The sequence below is a fragment of the Pseudomonas sp. GW460-12-10-14-TSB1 genome (genome assembly GCF_017349775.1).
Lineage (GTDB): Bacteria > Pseudomonadota > Gammaproteobacteria > Pseudomonadales > Pseudomonadaceae > Aquipseudomonas > Aquipseudomonas piscium.
The window spans coordinates 1-20,346 of sequence record NZ_JACNAC010000085.1 but is presented as its reverse complement, the minus strand read 5'-3'; the positions used below and the strand labels follow the sequence as shown (position 1 = coordinate 20,346).

General features: G+C 62.4%; 13 protein-coding genes. 5 read left to right on the top strand and 8 right to left on the bottom strand.

The window, feature by feature from the left end:
- The first annotated feature begins 120 nt into the window (after positions 1 to 120).
- Positions 121 to 534, top strand: coding sequence for a VOC family protein (locus J4D52_RS28995; protein WP_102676550.1), 414 nt, complete (start codon positions 121 to 123; stop codon positions 532 to 534).
- A gap of 47 nt (positions 535 to 581) precedes the next feature.
- Here the strand turns inward: J4D52_RS28995 and J4D52_RS28990 are convergent, their stop codons facing one another.
- Positions 582 to 1,088, bottom strand: coding sequence for a helix-turn-helix domain-containing protein (locus J4D52_RS28990; protein WP_102676551.1), 507 nt, complete (start codon positions 1,086 to 1,088; stop codon positions 582 to 584).
- A gap of 115 nt (positions 1,089 to 1,203) precedes the next feature.
- On the opposite strand from J4D52_RS28990, the gene fabF reads away from it, so the two are divergent.
- Complete coding sequence (fabF, locus tag J4D52_RS28985; protein WP_102676561.1) at positions 1,204 to 2,472, top strand: beta-ketoacyl-ACP synthase II; 1,269 nt, start codon at positions 1,204 to 1,206, stop codon at positions 2,470 to 2,472.
- A gap of 82 nt (positions 2,473 to 2,554) precedes the next feature.
- On the opposite strand, the gene J4D52_RS28980 is transcribed toward fabF, so the two are convergent.
- A complete protein-coding gene (locus J4D52_RS28980) occupies positions 2,555 to 3,010 on the bottom strand; it encodes a MarR family winged helix-turn-helix transcriptional regulator (RefSeq protein WP_025804128.1) in 456 nt (151 codons plus the stop codon).
- Positions 3,011 to 3,320: 310 nt separating this feature from the next.
- Here J4D52_RS28980 and J4D52_RS28975 point away from each other — a divergent pair, with 310 nt between their 5' ends.
- The 3 genes from J4D52_RS28975 (at position 3,321) to J4D52_RS28965 (ending at position 6,604) form a co-directional block, all read left to right on the top strand.
- Positions 3,321 to 3,875, top strand: coding sequence for a cytochrome b (locus J4D52_RS28975; RefSeq protein ID WP_102676552.1), 555 nt, complete (start codon positions 3,321 to 3,323; stop codon positions 3,873 to 3,875).
- A gap of 280 nt (positions 3,876 to 4,155) precedes the next feature.
- The gene (locus J4D52_RS28970; RefSeq protein ID WP_102676553.1) at positions 4,156 to 5,964 is read left to right on the top strand and encodes a calcium-binding protein; all 1,809 of its coding nucleotides are present in this window, start codon (positions 4,156 to 4,158) and stop codon (positions 5,962 to 5,964) included.
- Positions 5,965 to 6,343: 379 nt separating this feature from the next.
- Positions 6,344 to 6,604, top strand: a complete 261-nt coding sequence (locus J4D52_RS28965) for a hypothetical protein (protein WP_025804131.1) — start codon at positions 6,344 to 6,346, stop codon at positions 6,602 to 6,604.
- 197 nt (positions 6,605 to 6,801) lie between these two features.
- Here the strand turns inward: J4D52_RS28965 and J4D52_RS28960 are convergent, their stop codons facing one another.
- The 6 genes from J4D52_RS28960 to J4D52_RS28935 all read right to left on the bottom strand — a co-directional run.
- On the bottom strand, positions 6,802 to 7,752 hold the full coding sequence (locus J4D52_RS28960) for an acyltransferase domain-containing protein (RefSeq protein ID WP_158246965.1): 951 nt from the start codon (positions 7,750 to 7,752) through the stop codon (positions 6,802 to 6,804).
- A gap of 44 nt (positions 7,753 to 7,796) precedes the next feature.
- Positions 7,797 to 8,606 carry a 4'-phosphopantetheinyl transferase superfamily protein gene (locus J4D52_RS28955; protein ID WP_102676555.1) on the bottom strand — a complete coding sequence of 270 codons (810 nt, stop codon included), beginning with the start codon at positions 8,604 to 8,606 and terminating at the stop codon, positions 7,797 to 7,799.
- The gene (gene panP / locus J4D52_RS28950) at positions 8,603 to 10,297 is read right to left on the bottom strand and encodes a pyridoxal-dependent aspartate 1-decarboxylase PanP (RefSeq protein ID WP_207272201.1); all 1,695 of its coding nucleotides are present in this window, start codon (positions 10,295 to 10,297) and stop codon (positions 8,603 to 8,605) included. Before panP ends, J4D52_RS28955 begins: the two co-directional genes overlap by 4 nt.
- A complete protein-coding gene (gene fabD, locus J4D52_RS28945; RefSeq protein WP_158246966.1) occupies positions 10,294 to 11,130 on the bottom strand; it encodes an ACP S-malonyltransferase in 837 nt (278 codons plus the stop codon). The genes panP and fabD overlap by 4 nt, the downstream gene beginning before the upstream one ends.
- 41 nt (positions 11,131 to 11,171) lie before the next feature.
- Positions 11,172 to 15,953, bottom strand: a complete 4,782-nt coding sequence (locus J4D52_RS28940) for an SDR family NAD(P)-dependent oxidoreductase (RefSeq protein WP_102676558.1) — start codon at positions 15,951 to 15,953, stop codon at positions 11,172 to 11,174.
- Between the two features lie 17 nt (positions 15,954 to 15,970).
- A partial coding sequence (locus tag J4D52_RS28935; RefSeq protein WP_207272199.1) for an SDR family NAD(P)-dependent oxidoreductase occupies positions 15,971 to 20,346 on the bottom strand: 4,376 nt, incomplete at its 5' end.

The window sequence follows — 20,346 nt, the reverse complement described above, 5'->3', positions numbered from 1 at the left end:
ACCGTCTAAAAACAAGCCCACTGCCATACCGGTTTAGGCTTTGCTAGTGGAGGTCTCACCCATCAGCTTTTGCCAGCGGGCAGACGCGCCCGCTGCCCCTGCCTATCCGGGAGCCCCACCATGAAAATCAATCCCTACCTGATCTTCAACGGCGATTGCGCAGCCGCCTTCACGTTCTACGCCCAGTGCCTGCAAGGCACCCTCGAAATGATGATGACCTTCGGCGAAAGCCCCGCCAGCGAGCATATTCCCGCCGAGTATCACAACCTGATCATCCACACCCGCCTGCTGGTGGGCGACCAGGCCATCATGGGTTCGGACAGCACGCCCGATCGGCCTTACTCGGGTATCCACGGCTGCTCGATATCGCTGAATGTCGACAGCATCGCCGAGGCCGAGCGGGTATTCGCCGCGCTGGCGGACCAGGGCACTGTGCAGATGCCATTGGAAGCTACTTTCTGGGCGGCGCGCTTCGGCATGCTGGTCGACCGCTTCGGCGCCTCGTGGATGGTCAACTGCGAAAAGGACCAGTGACAGGCGCCTGTCGTTAAGCCAAAGGTGCCGCGGCGCTCCGCGGTACCTCAGGCCTCGCGCTTGGCCGCCATCGCCTGCATGGCCCCCAGCCGCTGACGCATGCCTTCGCTGGCCACCGGCCCGACCTGGACCGTGCACTCTTCCAGCGGCACCGGGCGACCATCGACCAGGTCCGCCATCATCGGCCGCACCGGCCGGCCGCTGGCGCGCTCGACAATCTGCACGCTTTCCCCTTCCGGCGCGTAATGGCGATTGCCCCAGGCAACGAACGCCATCAGCACCACGCGAAAATCCTCGCCCCGGGCCGTCGGCACATATTGGTAGCGCAGCGGCCGCTGGCTGTAGGCCTGGCGCTCCAGCAAGCCGGCCTCGACCAGCGAATTCAGGCGGCGGGTGAGCATGTTGGGGGCGATCTCCAGGCTGCGGGAAAACTCCTCGAAACGCCGCAGGCCATGCAGGGCGTCGCGCATGATCAGGATGCTCCACCACTCGCCCACCCGTTCCAGACTGCGGGCAATCGGACATTCTTCGTGAAGGAGGGTCTTGCGTTGCATGGCGGTTCCTCGGATTTCGCGGTTGCGTATTTGTGGTCCGGGCATGTTACTTTCATGATGATAGTGACGTCCATAGAGCGACACACCCCCACTCGAGATGAAGGAGCTGAAGGTCATGAACAAACGCATTGTCGTCACTGGCATGGGCGCATTGACCCCGCTGGGCTGCGGCGTCGAACAGGTCTGGCAACGCCTGCTGGCCGGGCAATCGGGTATCCGCCGGCTACCGGAAGAATTGATTGGCGACCTGCCGATCAGCATCGGTGGCCAGGTTCCCGACCGCATCCAGGACCCGCAGGCCGGCTTCGATCCGGACGCGCTGCTGGCGCCCAAGGAACAGCGCAAGATGGACCGCTTCATCCTGTTCGCCCTCGCCGCCGCCCAGGAGGCACTGACCCAGGCCGGCTGGGCGCCGCAGACCGCCGAGGCGCAGGAACGTACCGCCACTATCATCGCTTCGGGCGTGGGTGGTTTCCCGGCCATCGCCGACGCCGTGCGCACCACCGACAGCAAGGGGCCGCGCCGCCTTTCGCCGTTCACCATTCCATCCTTCCTCAGCAATATGGCCGCCGGTCATGTGTCGATCCAGCATGGCCTGAAGGGGCCGCTGGGCACGCCGGTGACGGCCTGTGCCGCGGGTGTCCAGGCCATAGGTGACGCCGCGCGGATGATTCGTGCCGGGGAGATCGACGTCGCGGTCTGCGGCGGCACGGAAGCCACGATTCACCGGGTCAGCCTTGGCGGTTTCGCTGCCGCGCGCGCCCTGTCGAGCGATTTCAACGACACTCCGGAACGCGCTTCGCGGCCCTTCGACCAGGCCCGCGACGGCTTTGTGATGGGCGAAGGCGCCGGCCTGCTGGTGATCGAGGAGCTGGAACACGCCCTGGCCCGGGGCGCTACGCCGATCGCCGAGCTGGTGGGTTACGGCACCAGCGCCGACGCCTATCACATGACCGCCGGGCCAGAAGATGGCGACGGTGCCCGTCGCGCCATGCAACAGGCGTTGCGTCAGGCCGGCGTCGAGCCGTCCCAGGTCCAGCACCTGAACGCCCACGCCACCTCGACCCCGGTGGGCGACAAAGGTGAGCTGGCGGCGATCAAGAGCGTGTTTGGCAACCACAGCGACCTGGCCATCACCTCGACCAAATCGGCCACCGGCCACCTGCTGGGCGCCGCCGGCGGGATCGAAGCGATCTTCACCATCCTGGCGCTGCGCGACCAGATCGCCCCCGCCACCCTCAACCTGGAAAACCCGGATGCTAGCGCACAAGGCCTCAACCTGATTCGTGGCCAGGCGCAGCCGCTGGCGATGGAATATGCCCTGTCCAATGGCTTCGGGTTTGGCGGAGTGAATGCCAGCGTGCTGTTCCGGCGCTGGGCGTAAGGCAGGGATTGTTCGCCGGGCATGGAGTGGTTTCAGTGCGGGTTCGCTGGAGCCTCAATGTGCCCGGTCAGCTCCGAGCAACTCAACTTGCTGTCGAACCCTCCGGCACCTTCGCCAGGTTGCCATGCATGCGCATCAGCATGGCTTTGAGCTGCTCCACTTCCGCCTCGCTGAAACCCTGGATGGCCACCTCCTCCCAATACATCGCCCGTGGCACCAGCGACTCCACCAGGGCCAGCCCCGCGGGGGTCAGGCTGATACAGACCTGACGGCCATTGGCGTCCTGCCGCTCGCGCAGGATCAACCCCAGCTTCTGCATGTTGGTCACTTGCCGCGACAAGGTAGAGATCTCCGCCGAGACCCGCCCGCCCAGCTCGCCAAGGCTGAGCCCGCCCTGCTCCCGCAGCACCGCGAGCACCCGGTACATGACCAGCGTCAGGCCATGCTCGCCAAGCTCCTGGGAAAAGCACTCGCCCATGCGCACCCCGACACGGGTGACCAGGTAAGGCACGGCGGTGGAAAAACAGTAACTGTTCAAAGGTTCAGACCTCGGTATCCATTGCTGAGACGGCTCTGCGCGGGGGGCATGTTACGTCGTTGAGCTGATCCGGTGAAATGCGCCTGTCCCTTCCATTCGACGCTGCCCGGGAGGGGGATGGTGGCAAACATGCACTTACAACTATTGCATATGCAACACTTGCAAATGCAAATGTCGATTGAAATACTCCTTCCGCGATCGTCCTCGACCCAAGGCCGCCACGCGTACCGAGCCAAGGAGGCGACACCCGGTTGATTCAACCGACGGCAACCCGGAGCCCTTCCACCTTTCACAACGGCAGATCGTCCCTATGAATGCTTCCTCTTCCTACAGTCTGGCAGCGCGGCTTTTCCACTGGAGCATGGCGCTGATCATCATCGGCGTCTGGCTGATCGGCTTTTACTCCGCCAACCTGCGTGGCGATGTGCCCAGGGGTGGCCCGGCGGTCTTCGTGCACAAGGCGATTGCCAGCACCGTGCTGTTCCTGCTGCTCGCCCGGCTCTGCTATCGCTTGACCCACCGCTACCCGGCCATGCCCAGCAGCGTCTCCAGGGCGATGTCCGGCATCGCCCATATCGCCCACGCCCTGCTCTACCTGGTCGCCATGCTCGCCGTGCCGCTTTCGGGCTGGTACTGGAGTTCGGTCGCCGGTCATCCAATCCCGCTGCTGGGCCTGTTCAACCTGCCGCCCATAGCGCCGGTGGATCAGTCCCGCTACGACCTGGCCATGTGGATACATCGCCTGCTGTCCTGGGGCGCCGGCGCCTTGATCCTGGTCCACGTGCTGGCGGCGCTCAAGCATCACTTCTTCGACAAGGACGACATTCTTGCGCGCATGTTGCCCAGGATTCGCCGGCGCGGCTGATACCCGGTCTCAAAGGGAGGGAGGATAGGCGGCTGCGGGTCAGCCTCGAGATAACCAAAGTGTAATGACGCTGGATTTATAGCGGCTGGATCGGGCTTTCACTAGGACGATCGTGCCAACACCCCCTTGTCTGACCCACACCCTCCAAATGAATGGGTAGCTTGGGCGCAGATTTTGGAGCGCGCAGTCACCAGGCTCCGGAATCCGAGCGAAGAAGAACAAGAAGACTTCAGCTCTTGTTTTTTTTCATGACTTTTTAGTTTGTGAGGGAAAACGAACCATGGCGATATTCGACTACAAGGGCCAAGACGGTCGCGTGCTCATTTCAGATGCCTGGAACCTTGCCACCTACACCAGCGGTGTAGCGACGGTAGGGGCGCTCTACAACCTACCCGGGGCGGTCCTGGGCGAAGGCAACACCTTTGCCCTGCCCAAGGGCTGGCGCGAGATCAGCGCCAGTGACCTTGGCATCGATGGCAGCCACCTCGACCTGACAGGCAGCTTCAAGGGCGAGAACGTATCCGGCTCCCAGGCCAAGGTGTTCGGCCAGTACGACGAGAGTGGCAAGCTGGTCAAAATGGGCTTTTCGATTGCCGGCACCAATTCGCCGATGGACCTGCTGGGTTATCCGGCGATGATCGACAACTCCTATATCCGCGGCTACGACTACCTGCTCGACTCGATCAAGAACTACGCCACCAGCCATAACCTGACGGGCAAGGATGTACTGGTCACCGGCTACAGCCAGGGCGGCTCCGTGACCAACAGCATGTACCTGGGCAAGGACACCCTGGCCGACGGCTTTTTCAAGGATTCGGACTACTTCGGCATGGCCTCGCCAAAGGCCAGCAACAACGACGGCATCTTCAACTTCGGCTTCGAAAACGACATCGTGCATCGGCTCATCGGCGAACAGACCGACCTGAGCGGCGCCATTCTCGCGGCCCTCAAAGGCAGTGACGCCAACTACACCTCGACCACCGACAACATCGTGCTGTTCGACACGGTCTACGCCCTGCCCACCTGGCCCAACGGCCCCTTCTCCGTGATCAATCCCAGCGGCTGGGTGGCGCACCTCGAAGGCATCTTCATCAATCCCATCCAGCGCATCGGCCAGTCGACGTTCTACGACTACATCGAGCGCGACAGCACCATCATCATCAGCAACCTCGACCCGATCAGCCGCGGCTTCACCTGGGTCCACGACAAAGCGTCCGCCACCTCCAACCACTTCGGCACCCCGGCCTTTCTCCTCGGCACGGACAGCAACGACAAGTTGCAGGACGGCCGCAACGATGACTTCCTGGACGGCTTCGCCGGCAACGACAGCTTCAGGGTCAGCACGGGCACCGACATAGTCGCGGGCGGGGTGGGCGACGACAAAGTCTTCCTACAGGGTACGGTCTCCAGCTACGAAGCCGTGCGCCTGAGCGATGGCAGCCTGTTTCTCAATGACACCAACGGACGTTACGGCCTCAAGGAGCTGCACGACGTCGAGCATGTCGAGTTCGAAGGCCTCCTGGGCCAGACCTTGACCCCGGCCTTTACCGTGACCAGCGGCAAGCTCGACTACGAAGGCCTGTTCGGGTCGAACAAGAGCTACGCCAAGGCCACCGAAGGCACGCAACTGGCAGACCTCCTGAAGGGTACCGCCAGCCGTGACCTGATCTTCGGCCAGGGCGGCGACGATCTTATTGAAGGCGGCGCGGGCAATGATCTGCTGCACGGTGGAAGTGGCAACGACACCCTGCTCGGCGGCAATGGCAACGACGCCCTCTATGGTGGCGCCCACAACGACATCCTGGTGGGCGGCCTGGGCAACGACACCCTCAGCGGTGGCGTGGGCAGCGATCTGTTTGTCTTCGACCAGGGCGGCTTCGGCCATGACCTGATCAGCGACTTCAACGTTCACCAGAACGGGTTCGATCAGTTGGTGTTCTCCAAATCCCTGTTCGCCTCCGCAGCCGCCGTCATCAGCGCCACCAGCCAGCAAGGCAGCGACAGCCTGATCGTGGCGGGAGACAGCAGCATCACCCTGGTAGGGTTCAACCCCGCGCAACTGAGCGCGGATATGATCAGCCTGGTCTGAGGTTCGATGGGTGCACTCTCCATTCATATGGGGGTGTTGCCTGACTGACCTGGCCATTACAGAAACAAAAAGGGCCCACCTGGCGGTGGGCCCTTTTCTATTCTGTTGATTCTTTACGGGGCTGCTGCGTGGAGCAGGCATCTGCACCGATACCCTGCCCGTTATCAGCATTTCGACCTCTCGTCCGGAATACAACTGCTCCGTATTTTATCTGTTCACCTGAGCATGCCGACAGTGAACGGAGTGACTAGACTCGAACGCGCAACACCTTCTCTGACTGGTCCCACCAACTACATTGCAAACAGCAGTAGTGGCCTGCAATTTTTGGACAGTAGTAGGTGCCAGCCCAGATAATTCTCAGTCTAAAAAGGATATGGATATGGGCATTACTGTTAAAAATAACTCATCCAACACCATTGAAGTTGCGGTCAATCATTGGGGCAGCGACGGAGATACCAGCTTCTTTTCAATCGCTAACGGCAAGCAGGAAAGCTGGGACAGGTCCGACAGCCGCGGTTTTGTACTCTCCTTGAAGAAAAATGGAGCACAACATCCGTACTACGTTCAGGCCAGTAGCAGAATTGAAGTCGACAATAATGCAGTGAAGGATCAGGGCCAGCCTATTCAACCCCTCTCCTAAATATCAGCCAAGGTGCCTATTAGGCACCTTGGCCGTAAAATACCGGCCTTGGAACACGCTTAAATAGCAGACGTGCTCTTCCAGCACGCAGAAAGTTTCCCCTCCTGGAGATACACATCCTCTAATCAGGTCTGGTGCGGGAATGTGACTTACGTCCGCTGCCTCCCGGCCTACCGGTATACCTATACGCTGACGCGCTACAGCAACCAGAGTGCAGGATCGAGTGTCCGGTGTTTCGAGAACGGTGTGTAGACCGGTACCGTCCTGGACGCCGAACCCGGATCAAGGATGTACTTGCAATAGGTCGAGAGGGTTCCGGAAGGGCTGACATCCACATAGAGGTTGGGGCCCTCTTGCTCCAGGATTGCCAGGGTTTCCTTGAAGTGAATCGGCTCTCTGAGCACCGCATCGAAATGATCGGCCTCATAGGCGCGGATGATCGCTTTTTTCTGGCAGGAGAATACCGGCACCAACGGGTGGCCGGGCGCACTGCTTCCATAATGCTCGCGCAGTGCCGAGCGGGCAGGATCGATGGCCGATGAGTGGAAGCCATACTCGACCGGCAAGCGGCTGGTGATATGGTTGCCCGCCTTCAGGTACGCCTCGACCCGCTCTATCGATGTGCTTTTTCCGGCGATCACGAAGTGCCTGTCGAAGGAAACCGATGCCATCTCGCAGTTCTCGTGCAACAGCCGGTCTTCGTCGAACAGCGCTGGCGGTGCAAAGACCGAGAGCATCCCTCCTCGCTCGCAGGTCCGCGCCAGCACCCGGGAGCTGACTGCCAGCAGGTCGATGCATTCTCTGGGGCTCAGCGCCCCGGACACCGCGGCACACACGACCTCCCCCAGGCTCGCGCCCAACAGCACATCGGGATAGATACCCCGCGATAACAGGGATTGGGTCAAGGCATATTCAAAACAGAAGACCGCCTGATTGGAGTAAAGGGTGGTGTCGAACGGGATCAGGGCGCTGACCTGGTCGTTGAACACATATTCAATGATCGACCCGCCGATCTCGGCCTCCACCCAGCGATCCAGACGCTTGAGACTGTCACGAAAAACGGGGTCGTGAACGAACAGAGTCTTGCACATGTGAAAGTACTGACACCCTTGTCCGGGGTACATGAAAATGGTTTTGCGTTGGGTCATGGGTTCTGACTCCTCAAGAAACACAGAAGCCCGGCAGCCGGCATCTAGGCTGATCGGGCCAAAAAGGTGAAGTCGACAAAGTGTTCGCTGACCAGGGGACATATGCGACGCAGCAGAAGATGTGGCGCGCGCGTCCCATGCCCCGCGCAGCACACGGCGGCCACATGAGTGACGTTCGGCTCGAGCAGGCTGAAATGCCAGCCTGTGGCCTGTTGCCCGGGGTCATCGAACCGACACTCGATGCGCTCGTCGTCAAGCCGATGGAAACCGAAGCAGTCGAACGCCGTCGCAAGGCCGGTCCCCGTGGCTTTGACATAGGCTTCTTTCAGCGTCCAGTAGCCGACATATCGCTGCCATCGTTGCACCGGCGCCAGACGATCGAGGGTCGAGACCTCATCCGCGCGAAAACAACGCTGGCCGATGGCGACAAAATCATCGCGTCGCTCATAGGACTCGGTGTCGATCCCCAGCTGGCCGCCTCTCATCACCCCGACCAGCACCACTCCCGCGCCATGGGAAATGTTGAACGACAGCTCACGCTCCTCCTCGGACGGGCACAGAATCGTCGGGCGGCCGTGCGCCGTCTTGCCGAACCGCCAATCCGCCGCGGCCCGCAGGCTGTAGCGCGAGAGCACACAACGCACCAGGGCACGGGTGACCAGGTATTGCCGACGATCATGGGCAAAATGAAAGGTCGACTCGATCGCCCTCTCCTCTTCGCAGAGCAACTCCTGGCGATAGCGTTCAAACAGCGCCGGCTCGATTTCGCTGCACGTTGCCATCCATAAGTGGATCTGCCCCTGGGGCAATTCCAGCCGCTCATGCAGGGCATCGACCTGACCGACATGCCTCATGCCGTGACCGGAGATGCGGGTCCTTGATCCAGCAAGGCCAGCAACCGCGGCAGAAACCGGCTGCCGAGCGCCAGCGCCCGTTGCTCCTGGACAACCTCCTGGAGTATCGACGCAGTTGTCAGCGGGTTCGCCAGCACCACGCGCAAGACACTGATCGAGCGGTTTGCCCAGCGCTCCGGTGTCAACCGGGTACGCGAGACAAAGGAGCGTCCGGCATCCCGTTGCCGCTCCTGGATATCGTCGTTCAGCGCGTCCAGGCATTCCTGCAAAGCGCCCACCTTTGCAGCGTCAGCCTTGTGCAAGGCCTGCATGACCAGCGACGGGACATAACGATAAGTCAGCAGGCAGAGTTGCGGTTCGCTGAGCAGCTCGAAGTCGTCCTGCTGCTTGATCAGGTCGGCAAAGTAACGGGCGTTGTCGACGCCGTGATCGATCAACTGCTCATATCCCTGACGCCCAAGAAGGTGCAGGTTGGCATACAGCAACATTGCCATCGCGCTGCGCGAGCCTTCCAGGGTATGGCGCCCCAGGTCCTTGGAGCCCTTGCGCACGATGTAATTGGCATGTTGGCTGATCGCGACGGTCAGCGTCGGCTGCCTGAAAAAAACCAGGCCGGCCCCCATCGGCACATACAGCTGCTTGTGCGCATCGATAACCACCGAGTCGGCGCGTTCTATTCCCTTGAACAAGGGCCGTTGTCGATCCGACATCAGGCTCGCGCCCCCCCAGGCCGCATCCACATGGAAATGACAACCCGCCTGCGCGGCCACATCGGCCATGGCATCGAGATCGTCGATAGCCCCGGTTTCGGTGGTCCCCGCGATCCCTACAAGCGCAAGCGGCTTGATATTGTCCAGGCGCAACCGCTCAAGGCAGCGTTGCAAGGCATCGATGCGAATACGCTCGGCGCCATCGGTGGGCACGGCAATCAGTTGGTCCTGGCCAATGCCGAGAAGATCGGCCGCTTTTTTCAATGAATAATGACCGCGCTCGGACACCAGCAGGGCCAGACCATCGTAACCGTAGTGCTTGAGCCCCTTGGCCAGCCCCTCCCGGGCAACGCCCGCGAACCCCTTGTCGGCGGGCAGCAGGTTATTGCGACTGGCCCACAGGGCCGTGATGTTGGCAGTGGTCCCACCTGCGCAGAATGCCCCCAGGGCATGCTCACCGCTGTGCAACGTCTGTCGGTAGAAATCCTCGTCATTGCCATAGATCAGCCGGTGCAGCATCCCGAGTACCTGACGCTCCAGCGGCGTGAAGGCATTGGAGGTTTCCAGCTTCACCGGATTCTGATTCAGCGCCGTCATGATCTTTGCCAACGGCAGCAGATACGACGGCAACGCGGAAGTCATGTGGCCGATGAATGACGGCGAAGCCGTCGGCGTGGCGCGGCTGAACACCTGGCTCTGCAGGTACTGGACATGCTCGTCGAGACACACGGGCGACTCCGGGAGACAGACGCTGGAGAACGCCGACTCCAGCCCCTCCCGAGCGTCACTCCCGAACCCTGGGCTGCTGAAGTAGCCGACCGGATGTCCCGCGATAGTGCGCTCCAGCGCCTCCAGTACCCTGCCGTTGTTCGCAGAGGGACCGAACAAGCGTAGCAGCTGTTGCAAACGCGGCGACATCGGTTCGCCCTGCCGCGCCCGGCCAGGCACGCTTCGCTCAAACCCGTGCTCTAGCTGCGTCATAGTATTTTCCCAACGAGCTTGGTCAGCACGTCGCCCGGACCGACCTCCTTGAACCGCGTGACACCGGTCGCCCGCATGTTCAGCACCGAATCCCGCCACATCACCGAACTGCACAGCTGCGCGGACAACCGCTCCACCAAGTTGTCGTCGCTATAGAAACCGGCGTCGATGTTGGACAGTACCGGAACCTGTAGCGGGGAAAACCCGATACCCCTCAGGAAATCGGCGAACGCTTCCTTGAGCGGCGCCATCTGGCGGGAGTGGAATGCCGCGCTGACCTTCAGGGGGACGTAGACGATGCCCTGCTCGTCAAACAAGCCATAGGCTGCTGCCAGGTCGGGTTGCAGCCCCGCGATCACAATCTGCGAGTCCGAGTTGTAGTTGGCCACGTCGATGCCATCCAGCCCCCCCTGGTTCAGGCAGGCACGGAGCCTGTCGATGTCGCAGTTGATCACCGCGGCCATGCCACCACCGGAAGCACTGCTCATCAGTTGCGCGCGTTTATGGACGATGCGCAGACCATCATCGAAACCGAATGCCCCAGCGACTAGAAGCGCGTTGTACTCCCCCAGACTGTGACCGGCCAGGCATGCCGCGGGCGTGGGGTCGTCCTGAATGGCTTTCAGGTAACACAGCGTATTGACGGTAAACAGTGCCGGTTGGGTGTAGAGCGTGTTGTTGAGTTGGCGCTCCGGGTCGTTCAGGCACAACTCCTTGATCGAGTAGCCGAGGATGTCATCCGCCATGCGCGTATAAAAGTCGAACTCGTCGAACAACTCGCCACCCATGCCCTGGCTTTGCGACCCTTGGCCGGGAAAAATGTAGGCTTTCATTTCCATGCACTCCTTTTCATTAGGGACCGCCGATTGGCGGCTCAGGCCTCGACCGATTGCGCCGACAGGTTTTCTGTCGCCCCGGGCGTTGCCCTGTCGGTCTTGGCATACAGCCCTTGGCAATAGCTGCCGATCTGGTCCAGGGCCGGTTGCGTGGACAGCATCAGCATGTGACACAACGCATCCACCTCGACGACTTCAAGGCCCGGCATCTGCTGCTTCCAGCCTTGTGCGTAGTCGTCCTGCCCCAAGGCACTGTGTTCCCCGCGCACGAACAGATACGGTTGCAGACCACCGAAATAATTGCCGCCACGGTTGTGCAGGTAATGGCATCGAACGGCCGCGGGATGAGGCAAGGGCAGTATCTGGAAGTTCGTGCTGTCGTAGGCCGACTGCACCTTGGCGTTATGCCGGATACGCTGCATCAGCTGGCCGACCGAAACATCCGAACTGTGCTGGCAGGCCTGCTCGGCGAGGGCCTGCAGGAAGTCATCGTCGCTGACGTCACTGTCGATCCGTTCCTGGTGAATCATGTTCTCCAGCGCCTGCTCCAGGTCGTCGCCATACGAGGCGCCGATGGCGATGTTGGCGCTCTGCAGGTAAAGCGTCTTGGTTGAAACCCCCGCCCCGCTCATGGCGTGACTGTCCAGGCTGTCGACCATCACCAGGCTGTCCACCGTTTCACCGAGCTCCTGCAACTGCCGCGTCACTTCATAGGCCAGGGCTCCGCCGAGGGAGTAACCGCCCAGGGAATAGGGACCGTCCGGCTGCTGCATCAGGATCAGGTGGCAGTAATAGGTCGCCATCGCCTGCAAGCCCTGGAGTGGCGCACGTTCACTCATGTAGCCACGGGCCTGGATACCGAAGAACGGGCGCTCGATGCGCTGTGCCAATGCCTGGTAAGCCTCGACACCACCGATGCCGGCATGAATCCAGAACACCGGGCGCCCACTACGGCCCTGGTTGAGCGCAACCAGCTCCGGGTAACGCCGGCTGAGGTGGCGTACCGGATGCGACTCGATCGAGGCAACCGGCTGCGCGTCCAGCAGGCGAACGATGTCGTTCAGCGTCTGGCACTCACGCATATCGGCCAGAGCGAACTCGCCGAAGCTCGCACTCAGCCGCTGGTAAAACAGAATGAAGGTCGCGGAGCCCAGGCCGTACTCGCTCAACGCCCGGTCCTCGCGCCAGGTGGTCGCCGGCAGTCCGGTCACTTCCGCGAGGATCCGCCGAATCCTCTCCAGCAGCGGCCCTTGCGGCTTTTCCTCGGCCCATGGCTGCGGCCCCGCTTCTGCCGCCGACGGCGCCGCGCCGACCCAGCAGCGGACCTTGTCGAACGGGTAAAGCGGCAAAGCCACCGGGCGATGACAGTCACTGCCGTCCAGACGCCGCCAGTCGATATCAATACCGTTCGCCCACAGCGCCGCCAACGAGAGCAGATGCTTTTGCCCGACGGCATCGTCGATCAGGCTGTCGGTGGTGCGATCCTGTGCCAGAGCTTCCAGCAGTCGACTATCGGGCGTCTCGACAGCCCCTGTAAAACCGACGCCATCACGTTTCGACCAGCCCTCGGGGTCCGCGCAAAAAGCCTGCAGGCTCCGCATCAGTTCGCTCACGTCGGACACCACCATCGCCAGCCGGAAGTCCATGGCCTCACGCTGTTGGCGCAGGGCGCGCGCATAGTCGACCAGGTTTGCATCCAGGCCCGAGGCCAGTGACCGCAGGTGAGCCGCCGCCAGGGACAGCAGCGACGAGGGACTAGCGGCGGACAGCACGATCAGTTGCTCTTCGGTGGCCAGCGGTACCGGTGCCGGGCACTGCGGCTGCGCAATCTCGAACGCCTCGACGACGACATGCGCATAGGTTCCGCCTGCGCCGAACGAATCGATGGCCGCACGCCTCGGTACGCGACATTCCCTGCCATCGACCGTGAGGATCGGTTGTGGCCAGTCGCGCAGCGTCGGTTGCAGTTCAAAAGGCGCCTGCCGCCAATCGATATCGCTGTTCATCTGGCCGATACCCGGCGTTGGCAGCCACTTGCGATGCTTGAGTTGCAATAGCACCTTGGTCAATTGCGATAGGCCGGAAGCGGCCTCGGCATGCCCGATGTTGGATTTCACCGTACCAATCGCACAGGCCACCCCAGGCTCGCTGAAGACCTTGCGCAGCGCCAGCATTTCCACGGCATCGCTGAGCGGGGTACCGTTGGCGGCGGCTTCGATGTAACTGATGCTGTTGGCCGCGACGCCGGCCTTTTCCAGGCTTTCCCGGATCAGGGCTGTCTGCGCCTTGACGTTCGGCGTGGCGTAATGGCTGGCCCCGCCGCTGTGACTGACATGGGTCGAACGGATCACCCCCAGCACTTCGTCCTGGTCGCGCAAGGCATCGCTTAACGGCCGAAGCAGCACGGCGCCCACTCCCTCGCACGGCAGATAGCCGCTGCCGTCGCTGAAACTGCGACTGTCGGGCGCGCTGCCCAACATGTTCGATGCCCCCAGGCCGATGTATTTCTTGGGGTGCAACGACAGATTGACACCGCCCACGATGGCGCCCGTGCATTCGCCCCGCAGCAGGCTTTCGTGGGCATAGTGCAAGGCCACCAACGACGATGAACACATGGTATCAAGCGCAACGCTCGGCCCACGCAGATCAAAAACATGGGAAACGCGGTTGGCGATCGAGCTGTAGGAGGAAATCGATACCAGCGACTCACTGAGCAGATCGCTGTCCACGGCACTGTATTGCTGGTACATCGCGCCGACGAACACCCCCAGCTTCGACTGGTAACGCTCGGCGATACGCTGACGGGTCAGACCGGCGCTGTCGAAAAGGTGTTGAACCGTCTGCAGGAACAGGCGCCCGTTCGGATCGAGAACGCTGGCCTCCCGCGGCGTCAGCTTGAAAAACGCCGGATCGAACGCCACGACCTCTTCCAGGAAACCGCCCCACTTGCAGGTACTCTTGCCCAGCGTCGGCGTGCGGGCATAGAAGTCGTCGGCATTCCAGCGCTCGGGCGGGATCTCACTGATGCCGTCGTAACCTTCGGCCAGGCACTTCCAGAACTCATCCACCGAGTCAGCACCGGGATAACGCCCCGCCACCGCCACAATGGCGATCAACGGCGGCTGTTCGGCGTCACCGGCCAGCCCATGCACGGACGCCTCGACACTACGCGGTGCCGGAGGCTGAACCGGCAATGCGGGCACGTCGGCGAAAACCGCGTCCTTGACCTCTCTCTGTACAACCTGGCCCGGCGCAACCTGTCCCGGCGCAGGCCAGCGACGGGCCACGATCTCGGCATGCTGCGCCACAAAGAAATCGGCCAGTTCCGCCAGCGTCTGGTACTCAAAAAACAGTGTTTTGGGCAAGGAGCCGAAATCACTTTCCAGCTGCGCGATCACCCTCATCATCATGACCGAATCGATACCGTACTTGCTGAGCAAGGCATCGACCTGAATCCGCTGTTCGGCAAGCCCCAGTTCCTGCGCCACCAGTCGGGTCAAGTGCGCCAGCAGTGCAGAACGCGACCCGGCCCCGGTCTCTCCCCGGGCCACCGGAGTCGCCAGCGGTGCGACGTCCGGAGCCTCGGCCAACGGACTGAAACCATGCAATGTCGTCGCCACCTGACGTATGCGCCGGACATTGCCCTCGACCACCAACACCTGCTCATCGCCCTGGGCCAAGGCCTGATAGAAAGCCTTGAGGGCGTTTTCGGTGGACAGCGCACGCAGGCCGCTTTCCTGCCACATGCGCTCCACCTGCCGTGGCTCCATGCGCATGCCACCGTCCTGCCAATAGGGCCAGTTGATCGACACCGTTCGGCCCGCCCCCTGCCCGGAACGCACCCGTTGCGCACGCAGCCGGGCGTAACCATCCATAAAACCATTGCCCGCGGCGTAATCGGATTGCCCGGCATTGCCCAACACGCTCGATAGCGAAGAGAACAAGGCAAAAAACGACAACGGCAGCGTCCGGGTCGCCTGGTCCAGATTCACGGCGCCACGAACCTTGGGGGAAAGCACCTGTTCAAATTCACTGACTGACTTGTTCAGCAACAGGTTGTCGCGAATGATCCCGGCGCAATGGATCACCCCGTCCAGCCGGCCACAGGTATCCAGTACCCAACCGATCAAGTTATCGACTTGCTCCGGATCGGCGATATCGGTACGCCGGTAACTGACCAGGACACCGGCACGCGCCCAGGCCTCCAGTTGCTTGCGCGCCTGTTCGTCCACACTGGAGCGCCCGACCAGGATCACCCGGCTGTTGAACCCCTGGGCCAGAATTTCCTCGATCAACAGGCGCCCTACCGCGCCCAGCCCGCCGGTAATCAGATAGACATGCCCGGCCCTCCAAGGGCTGGGGCAATGATCGAGCAGCGTCAATTCCTGCCAGTCCAGCGCATACCGCTGGTCATCGCGATAAAGGATTTCCACATGGCGATCGCCCGCCTGCGCGTTGCCGCGCAACTTCGCCGTGAGCGTTGCCAGGCTCTCCTGGGCATTGACCGCGATCACCTGCCCGCGAAAGCCGGGGTATTCACTGGCAATGGTGCGAAACAGGCCGGCAATGCCGGAGCGCTGGGCAAACTGCTCCTCGCTGAGGATCACCTGAACCAACGGCAGCTGCTTGTCGCCACGGCGCAAGCATTGATGGACCTGCTCCAGCAACGCCACGGACAGGCGTTCAAAGGACTGCGCCAGGGCAGCGGATGCCCCGTCGCTGAAGTCATGACACTGGGCATCGGGGTAATGCGCGCTCAGGGCGGTGAACGGCAACGAAGCCATGTGGCAAAAATAAATCTGGTGAGCTGAATGCTGCATGTTTTGTCCCTCGGACTTCAAAGGTTGGCCAGCGTCCACCGGGGACTCAGAATCACCAGTGCGTCGTCTTCCAGAGATGGCGTGGCATCGGCGGGCAATCCACGGGTTACCAGGCCGCGCAGCGACAGGCACAGGCCCCCGGCCTGGTCGTACACATCGATATCGGTTTTCGGCCCCAGGGCGTTGAACGCCGGTTGTCGCCGCAGATGCGCCCACAACGTGCCGCGACAGGCCGCGAACAACTCGATGCTGTCCGCCGCGAAAGGCAAGGCTATCGACGGCTGTGGCCCGGCGGCCGCCGCCGGCTCGAACAGGGCCAGTGCCTGCAGAACCCCATCGAGCACACCGGGATCGATCACATAACGCGCATCGGCATAGGCCTGCGGATCTGCGCTCAGGCCCACCAGCACGCTGTCCGGCTTGCTCCCCAGCCAAGTCAGGGTGCGCAGCGACGCGCCGTACTCCAGGCCATGCTCGGCCAGTCTTTGGTAGAAATCGGCGGCGCCGAGCGCCAGCGGCGGATAGGCATCGCGCAGGCTGTCGAGATCAACCACGCTCCGGGCCTGGCGTTCAGGAAAGTCGATGCTGCCTTGACAATGGAAGGTCCCCTCGGCCGCGGAGATCGACTGCCCGAGACAAAATTGCAGGTCCGTGGCGGTGCGCTTGAGCACCAACTCCAGGCTCAGCGGCTGCTCGCCGCTGACCGGTGTCACCCACGCGAGGTCCCGTAGGCGCATGGGCATCACGCTATCGACCGCCTGCCCCAGCGCCGAGGTCGCCGCGCAACGAATCATTTCCACCTGCGCGGCAGCCGGTAGCAGACGTTGCCGGGCAACACGGTGATCCCTGAACAGGGGCTCGGAGCCATTGAAATGACTCACATAACGAACGCCCTCCAGGCCAGAACGGTTTTCCTGCATCAGCGGATGCAGCTGCGCAGGCGCCGCCAGTGACGGCAACAGCGCGACCGCCTGCGCCCCCAGGTCGAGCCAGAAGAACTCCTTGGCGAACGGATAGGTCGGCAAGCTCACGCGCCGGCCCGGCCGCCCGGCATAAAAGCGCTGCCAGTCCACTTGCAAGCCCTTGACCCACAGGGCCAACAACTTGCCGAGCTTGCCCTTTTCAAACCAGTGATCGATGGTCTGGCGCAGGTCCTCATCGCCCTGCAGCAGGCCCATGGCCTCGCGGTGATCCTGCAGGGAGCCCTGGAACAGCTCGCCCCGCTCGACATCGCGCCCTTCGACAAACGCCTTCAGGGTTTCGCAGACCGCTTCCCGCGTCGAAGCGCCGAACGCCAGGCGATGCTCCATGGGTTCGCGCCCCACCTGAAGGGTGTAGGCCAAATCCCGCAGATCGACCTGAGCGCCGCTTCCCTGCAAATGCGCCAGCAAACGTTCGGCACGCTGACGCAACTGGGGAGCCGACTGCGCCGACAACAGGATCAATGCCACGCCGGATGCAATGGGAGTCCGCGGTCTCGGGTCCTGGTACTCCTGAATGATCAGATGGGCGTTGGCCCCGCCGGCCCCGAATGATGAAATGCCCGCACTGCGCGCTACGGAGTGCATCTGGCCGTCCACCTCCACCGACAGGCGTTGCCACTCCTGCGCGCTGAGTTGCAGCTTGAACGGTGTGCGCGCGAAATCGATACGCGGGTTGCTGCGCTCGCTATGCAGCGTCGGCAACAGTGTGGAGTGCTTGAGCTGCAGCAGCACCTTGGTCACGCTGGCGATGCCGGCGGCGCTTTCGCAGTGGCCGATATTGCTCTTGACCGAACCCAGGGCGCAGAACTGACGCTCGTTGCCAGCCTCGGCAAATGCATCGCTGAGGCCTTTGATCTCGATCGGGTCACCTAGCGGCGTACCGGTCCCGTGCGCCTCGACATAGCTGATATGGCGCGCGGGAACTCCGGAGCGCCGCAAGGCCTCGCTCACCACCGCGGTCTGCGCCGCCGGGTTCGGCACCGTGAAACCGCTAGTGCGACCTCCAGCATTCATCGCACTGCCCTTGATCACCCCGTAAATGTGATCGCCAGCGGCCACCGCGGCCGACAGCGGCTTGAGCAGAATCGCGCCCACCCCTTCACCGTCGACGAAACCATCGGCGTCGGCACCGAAGGCCCGGCACTGATCGCTCTCCGACAACATCCCCATCAGGGACAGCCCCATGTAGTGGGTCGGACTCATGATCAGATTGACCCCACCGGCAATCGCGCTGTCGCACGACCCCGACAGCAGACTGTCGATTGCCAGGTGAATGGCGCTCAGGGACGAGGAGCACGCCGTGTCGACCGCCAGGCTCGGCCCCTTGAAGTCGAACAGGTAGGAAACCCGATTGGCGATCGACCAGTAGCTGGCGCCGTTGACGTAGTCGGCGTTCATTGCCCCGACAAACACCCCGACCCGGTTTCCGTTCGACAACGTACCGGGGGTGTAACCGGCCTCCTCGATGCAGGCATACGCCTGTTCGAGGAACAAACGGGACTGTGGGTCCATACGCTCGGCTTCGGTCGGCGATATCTGGAAAAACAACGGGTCGAACGCGTCGATATCGCGGATGAATCCGCCCCATTTGCTGTAGTGCTTGCCCCACTTGCCACGCTGCTCATCGAAATGCTGGCGCCAGTCCCAGCGTTTTGGCGGAATTTCGCTGATGCAGTTGCGCCCCTGGGACAGGTTCTGCCAGAACTCTTCCAGGTCGTCTGCCTGGGCATACCGCCCGCTCATCCCGATAACGGCGATGTCACAGGCGCTGCTCCGGGGATCCGTAACAGCGCTCGGCGCCTGCGGCCAAGCGGCCAGCGGAATCGGCGCCGGTGGTGCGAACGCTGGCGCCGGCGCGACGTCCGACGGCGTCGACTGCACCCCCAGCAATGTCTCCAACTCGAGCCGATGCTTGTTGATGAAATGCATCACCAGGGCGCGGATGTTCTGCACCTCGAAAAACAGTGTATTGCTCACATCGGCGAAGGACTGATTGAGGATCGCGACCAGCCGTACCGAATAGATCGAGTCGATGCCATAGCTGTCCAGCGGCTCGTCGACGTCCAGGCGCTCCACGGGAATCCGCAGCTCCTGCGCGATCAGGCGCTTGAAGTGGACCAGAGCGGCGTCGAGCAGCTGCCCTTCGTGTACCTGGGCGGTCTGAGCCGTCACCGGCGGCTGGCTCGCCTGCGGCGCGTGTTGTGCGTTGGCTGACGAACGCAACGGCTGACGAATGACCCCATCGCTGACGGCTTCCAGCACCTCGCCACTGACCGTATCCGACAGTTGCCCCATCACCTTGAAGCCTTCCCGATGCAAGGCCAGGCGCAGCTCATCGGGGCGTCCATGGCTAGCGACCAACAAGGTTCCCTGGCGTTTGAGCAACACCTTGATGTGGCGCAACGTCAGCCGGAAATCTCCAGCCGCTTGCGCCAGGGCAATGACGAGATCGTATTCCCCCGGTTTCAGGCCTTGCCCGGCGATGTCACATTGCGGGTCGAAAGCCACCGCTTGCAGTCCGCCAACCTGCCCTTCCAGCCCGGCGATCATCAACCGCTCGGCATCGCCATCGTGGCTGCACACATACCGCTGCGTGGCTTGCAGTGGCTCCAGCACATCGCCGCGCGCCGCGAAACAGCCCCCCATGTCCAGTATCGATACGGCGGCACCCGGGGTGGCGGTCCACTGGCGCCAGCGCTCGACAACGCTGCCATCGGGGCGGGCAGCCTGGTCCGAGTCACGGCCAGGCAGCCCGGACTGTGCCGCCAGCACCGTCAACTGTTCGTCGGAAGGAATCAGCGCGGGCGGGTTGCGGACCTTGTCCGTGACCTTGAGCAACGCCAGCTGATCGAGGTCGTCGCCAAACAGGTAGTTCAACGCTTCCATGCCATCCACCGGCTCGATGGAGGCAATGCCGTTGCGCGCCATGAGTTCACGGTAGTGTGCGGAGGCCGCGACACCGGTGTTGCCCCAGAAGCCCCAGTTGATGACTTTGACCCGGCTCGGCAACTCCCGCGCCAGCTGCTCCGCCAGGGCATTCTGGAACAGGCACCCGGCGCTGTAGTTGGCCTGGCCCGGCGGCGGCGTGAACACCACGGTCGAGGAGAAAAACAGCAGGAACTGCGGGGGCGCCTCTCGCAGTGCGATCCCCAGGTTGAGGCTGCTCTGGAGCTTGGCGAAATACACCCGACGCAGTGTCGCCTCATCCATATTCGCCAGCGTGCTGTCTTCGAGCAGCAACGCCGAATGAATGACGCCATGGATGCTGCCGAAACGCTGGCGAACCTGCCGCAGGCACGCCTGCAGAGCCTCCAGATCACAGGCGTCGGCCTGGTAATAAACCGGCGCGCGCCCCGCCTGGGCACAGCTGTCTATCTGTCGTTGAATATCGGCATCGAGCGCCCGCCGCC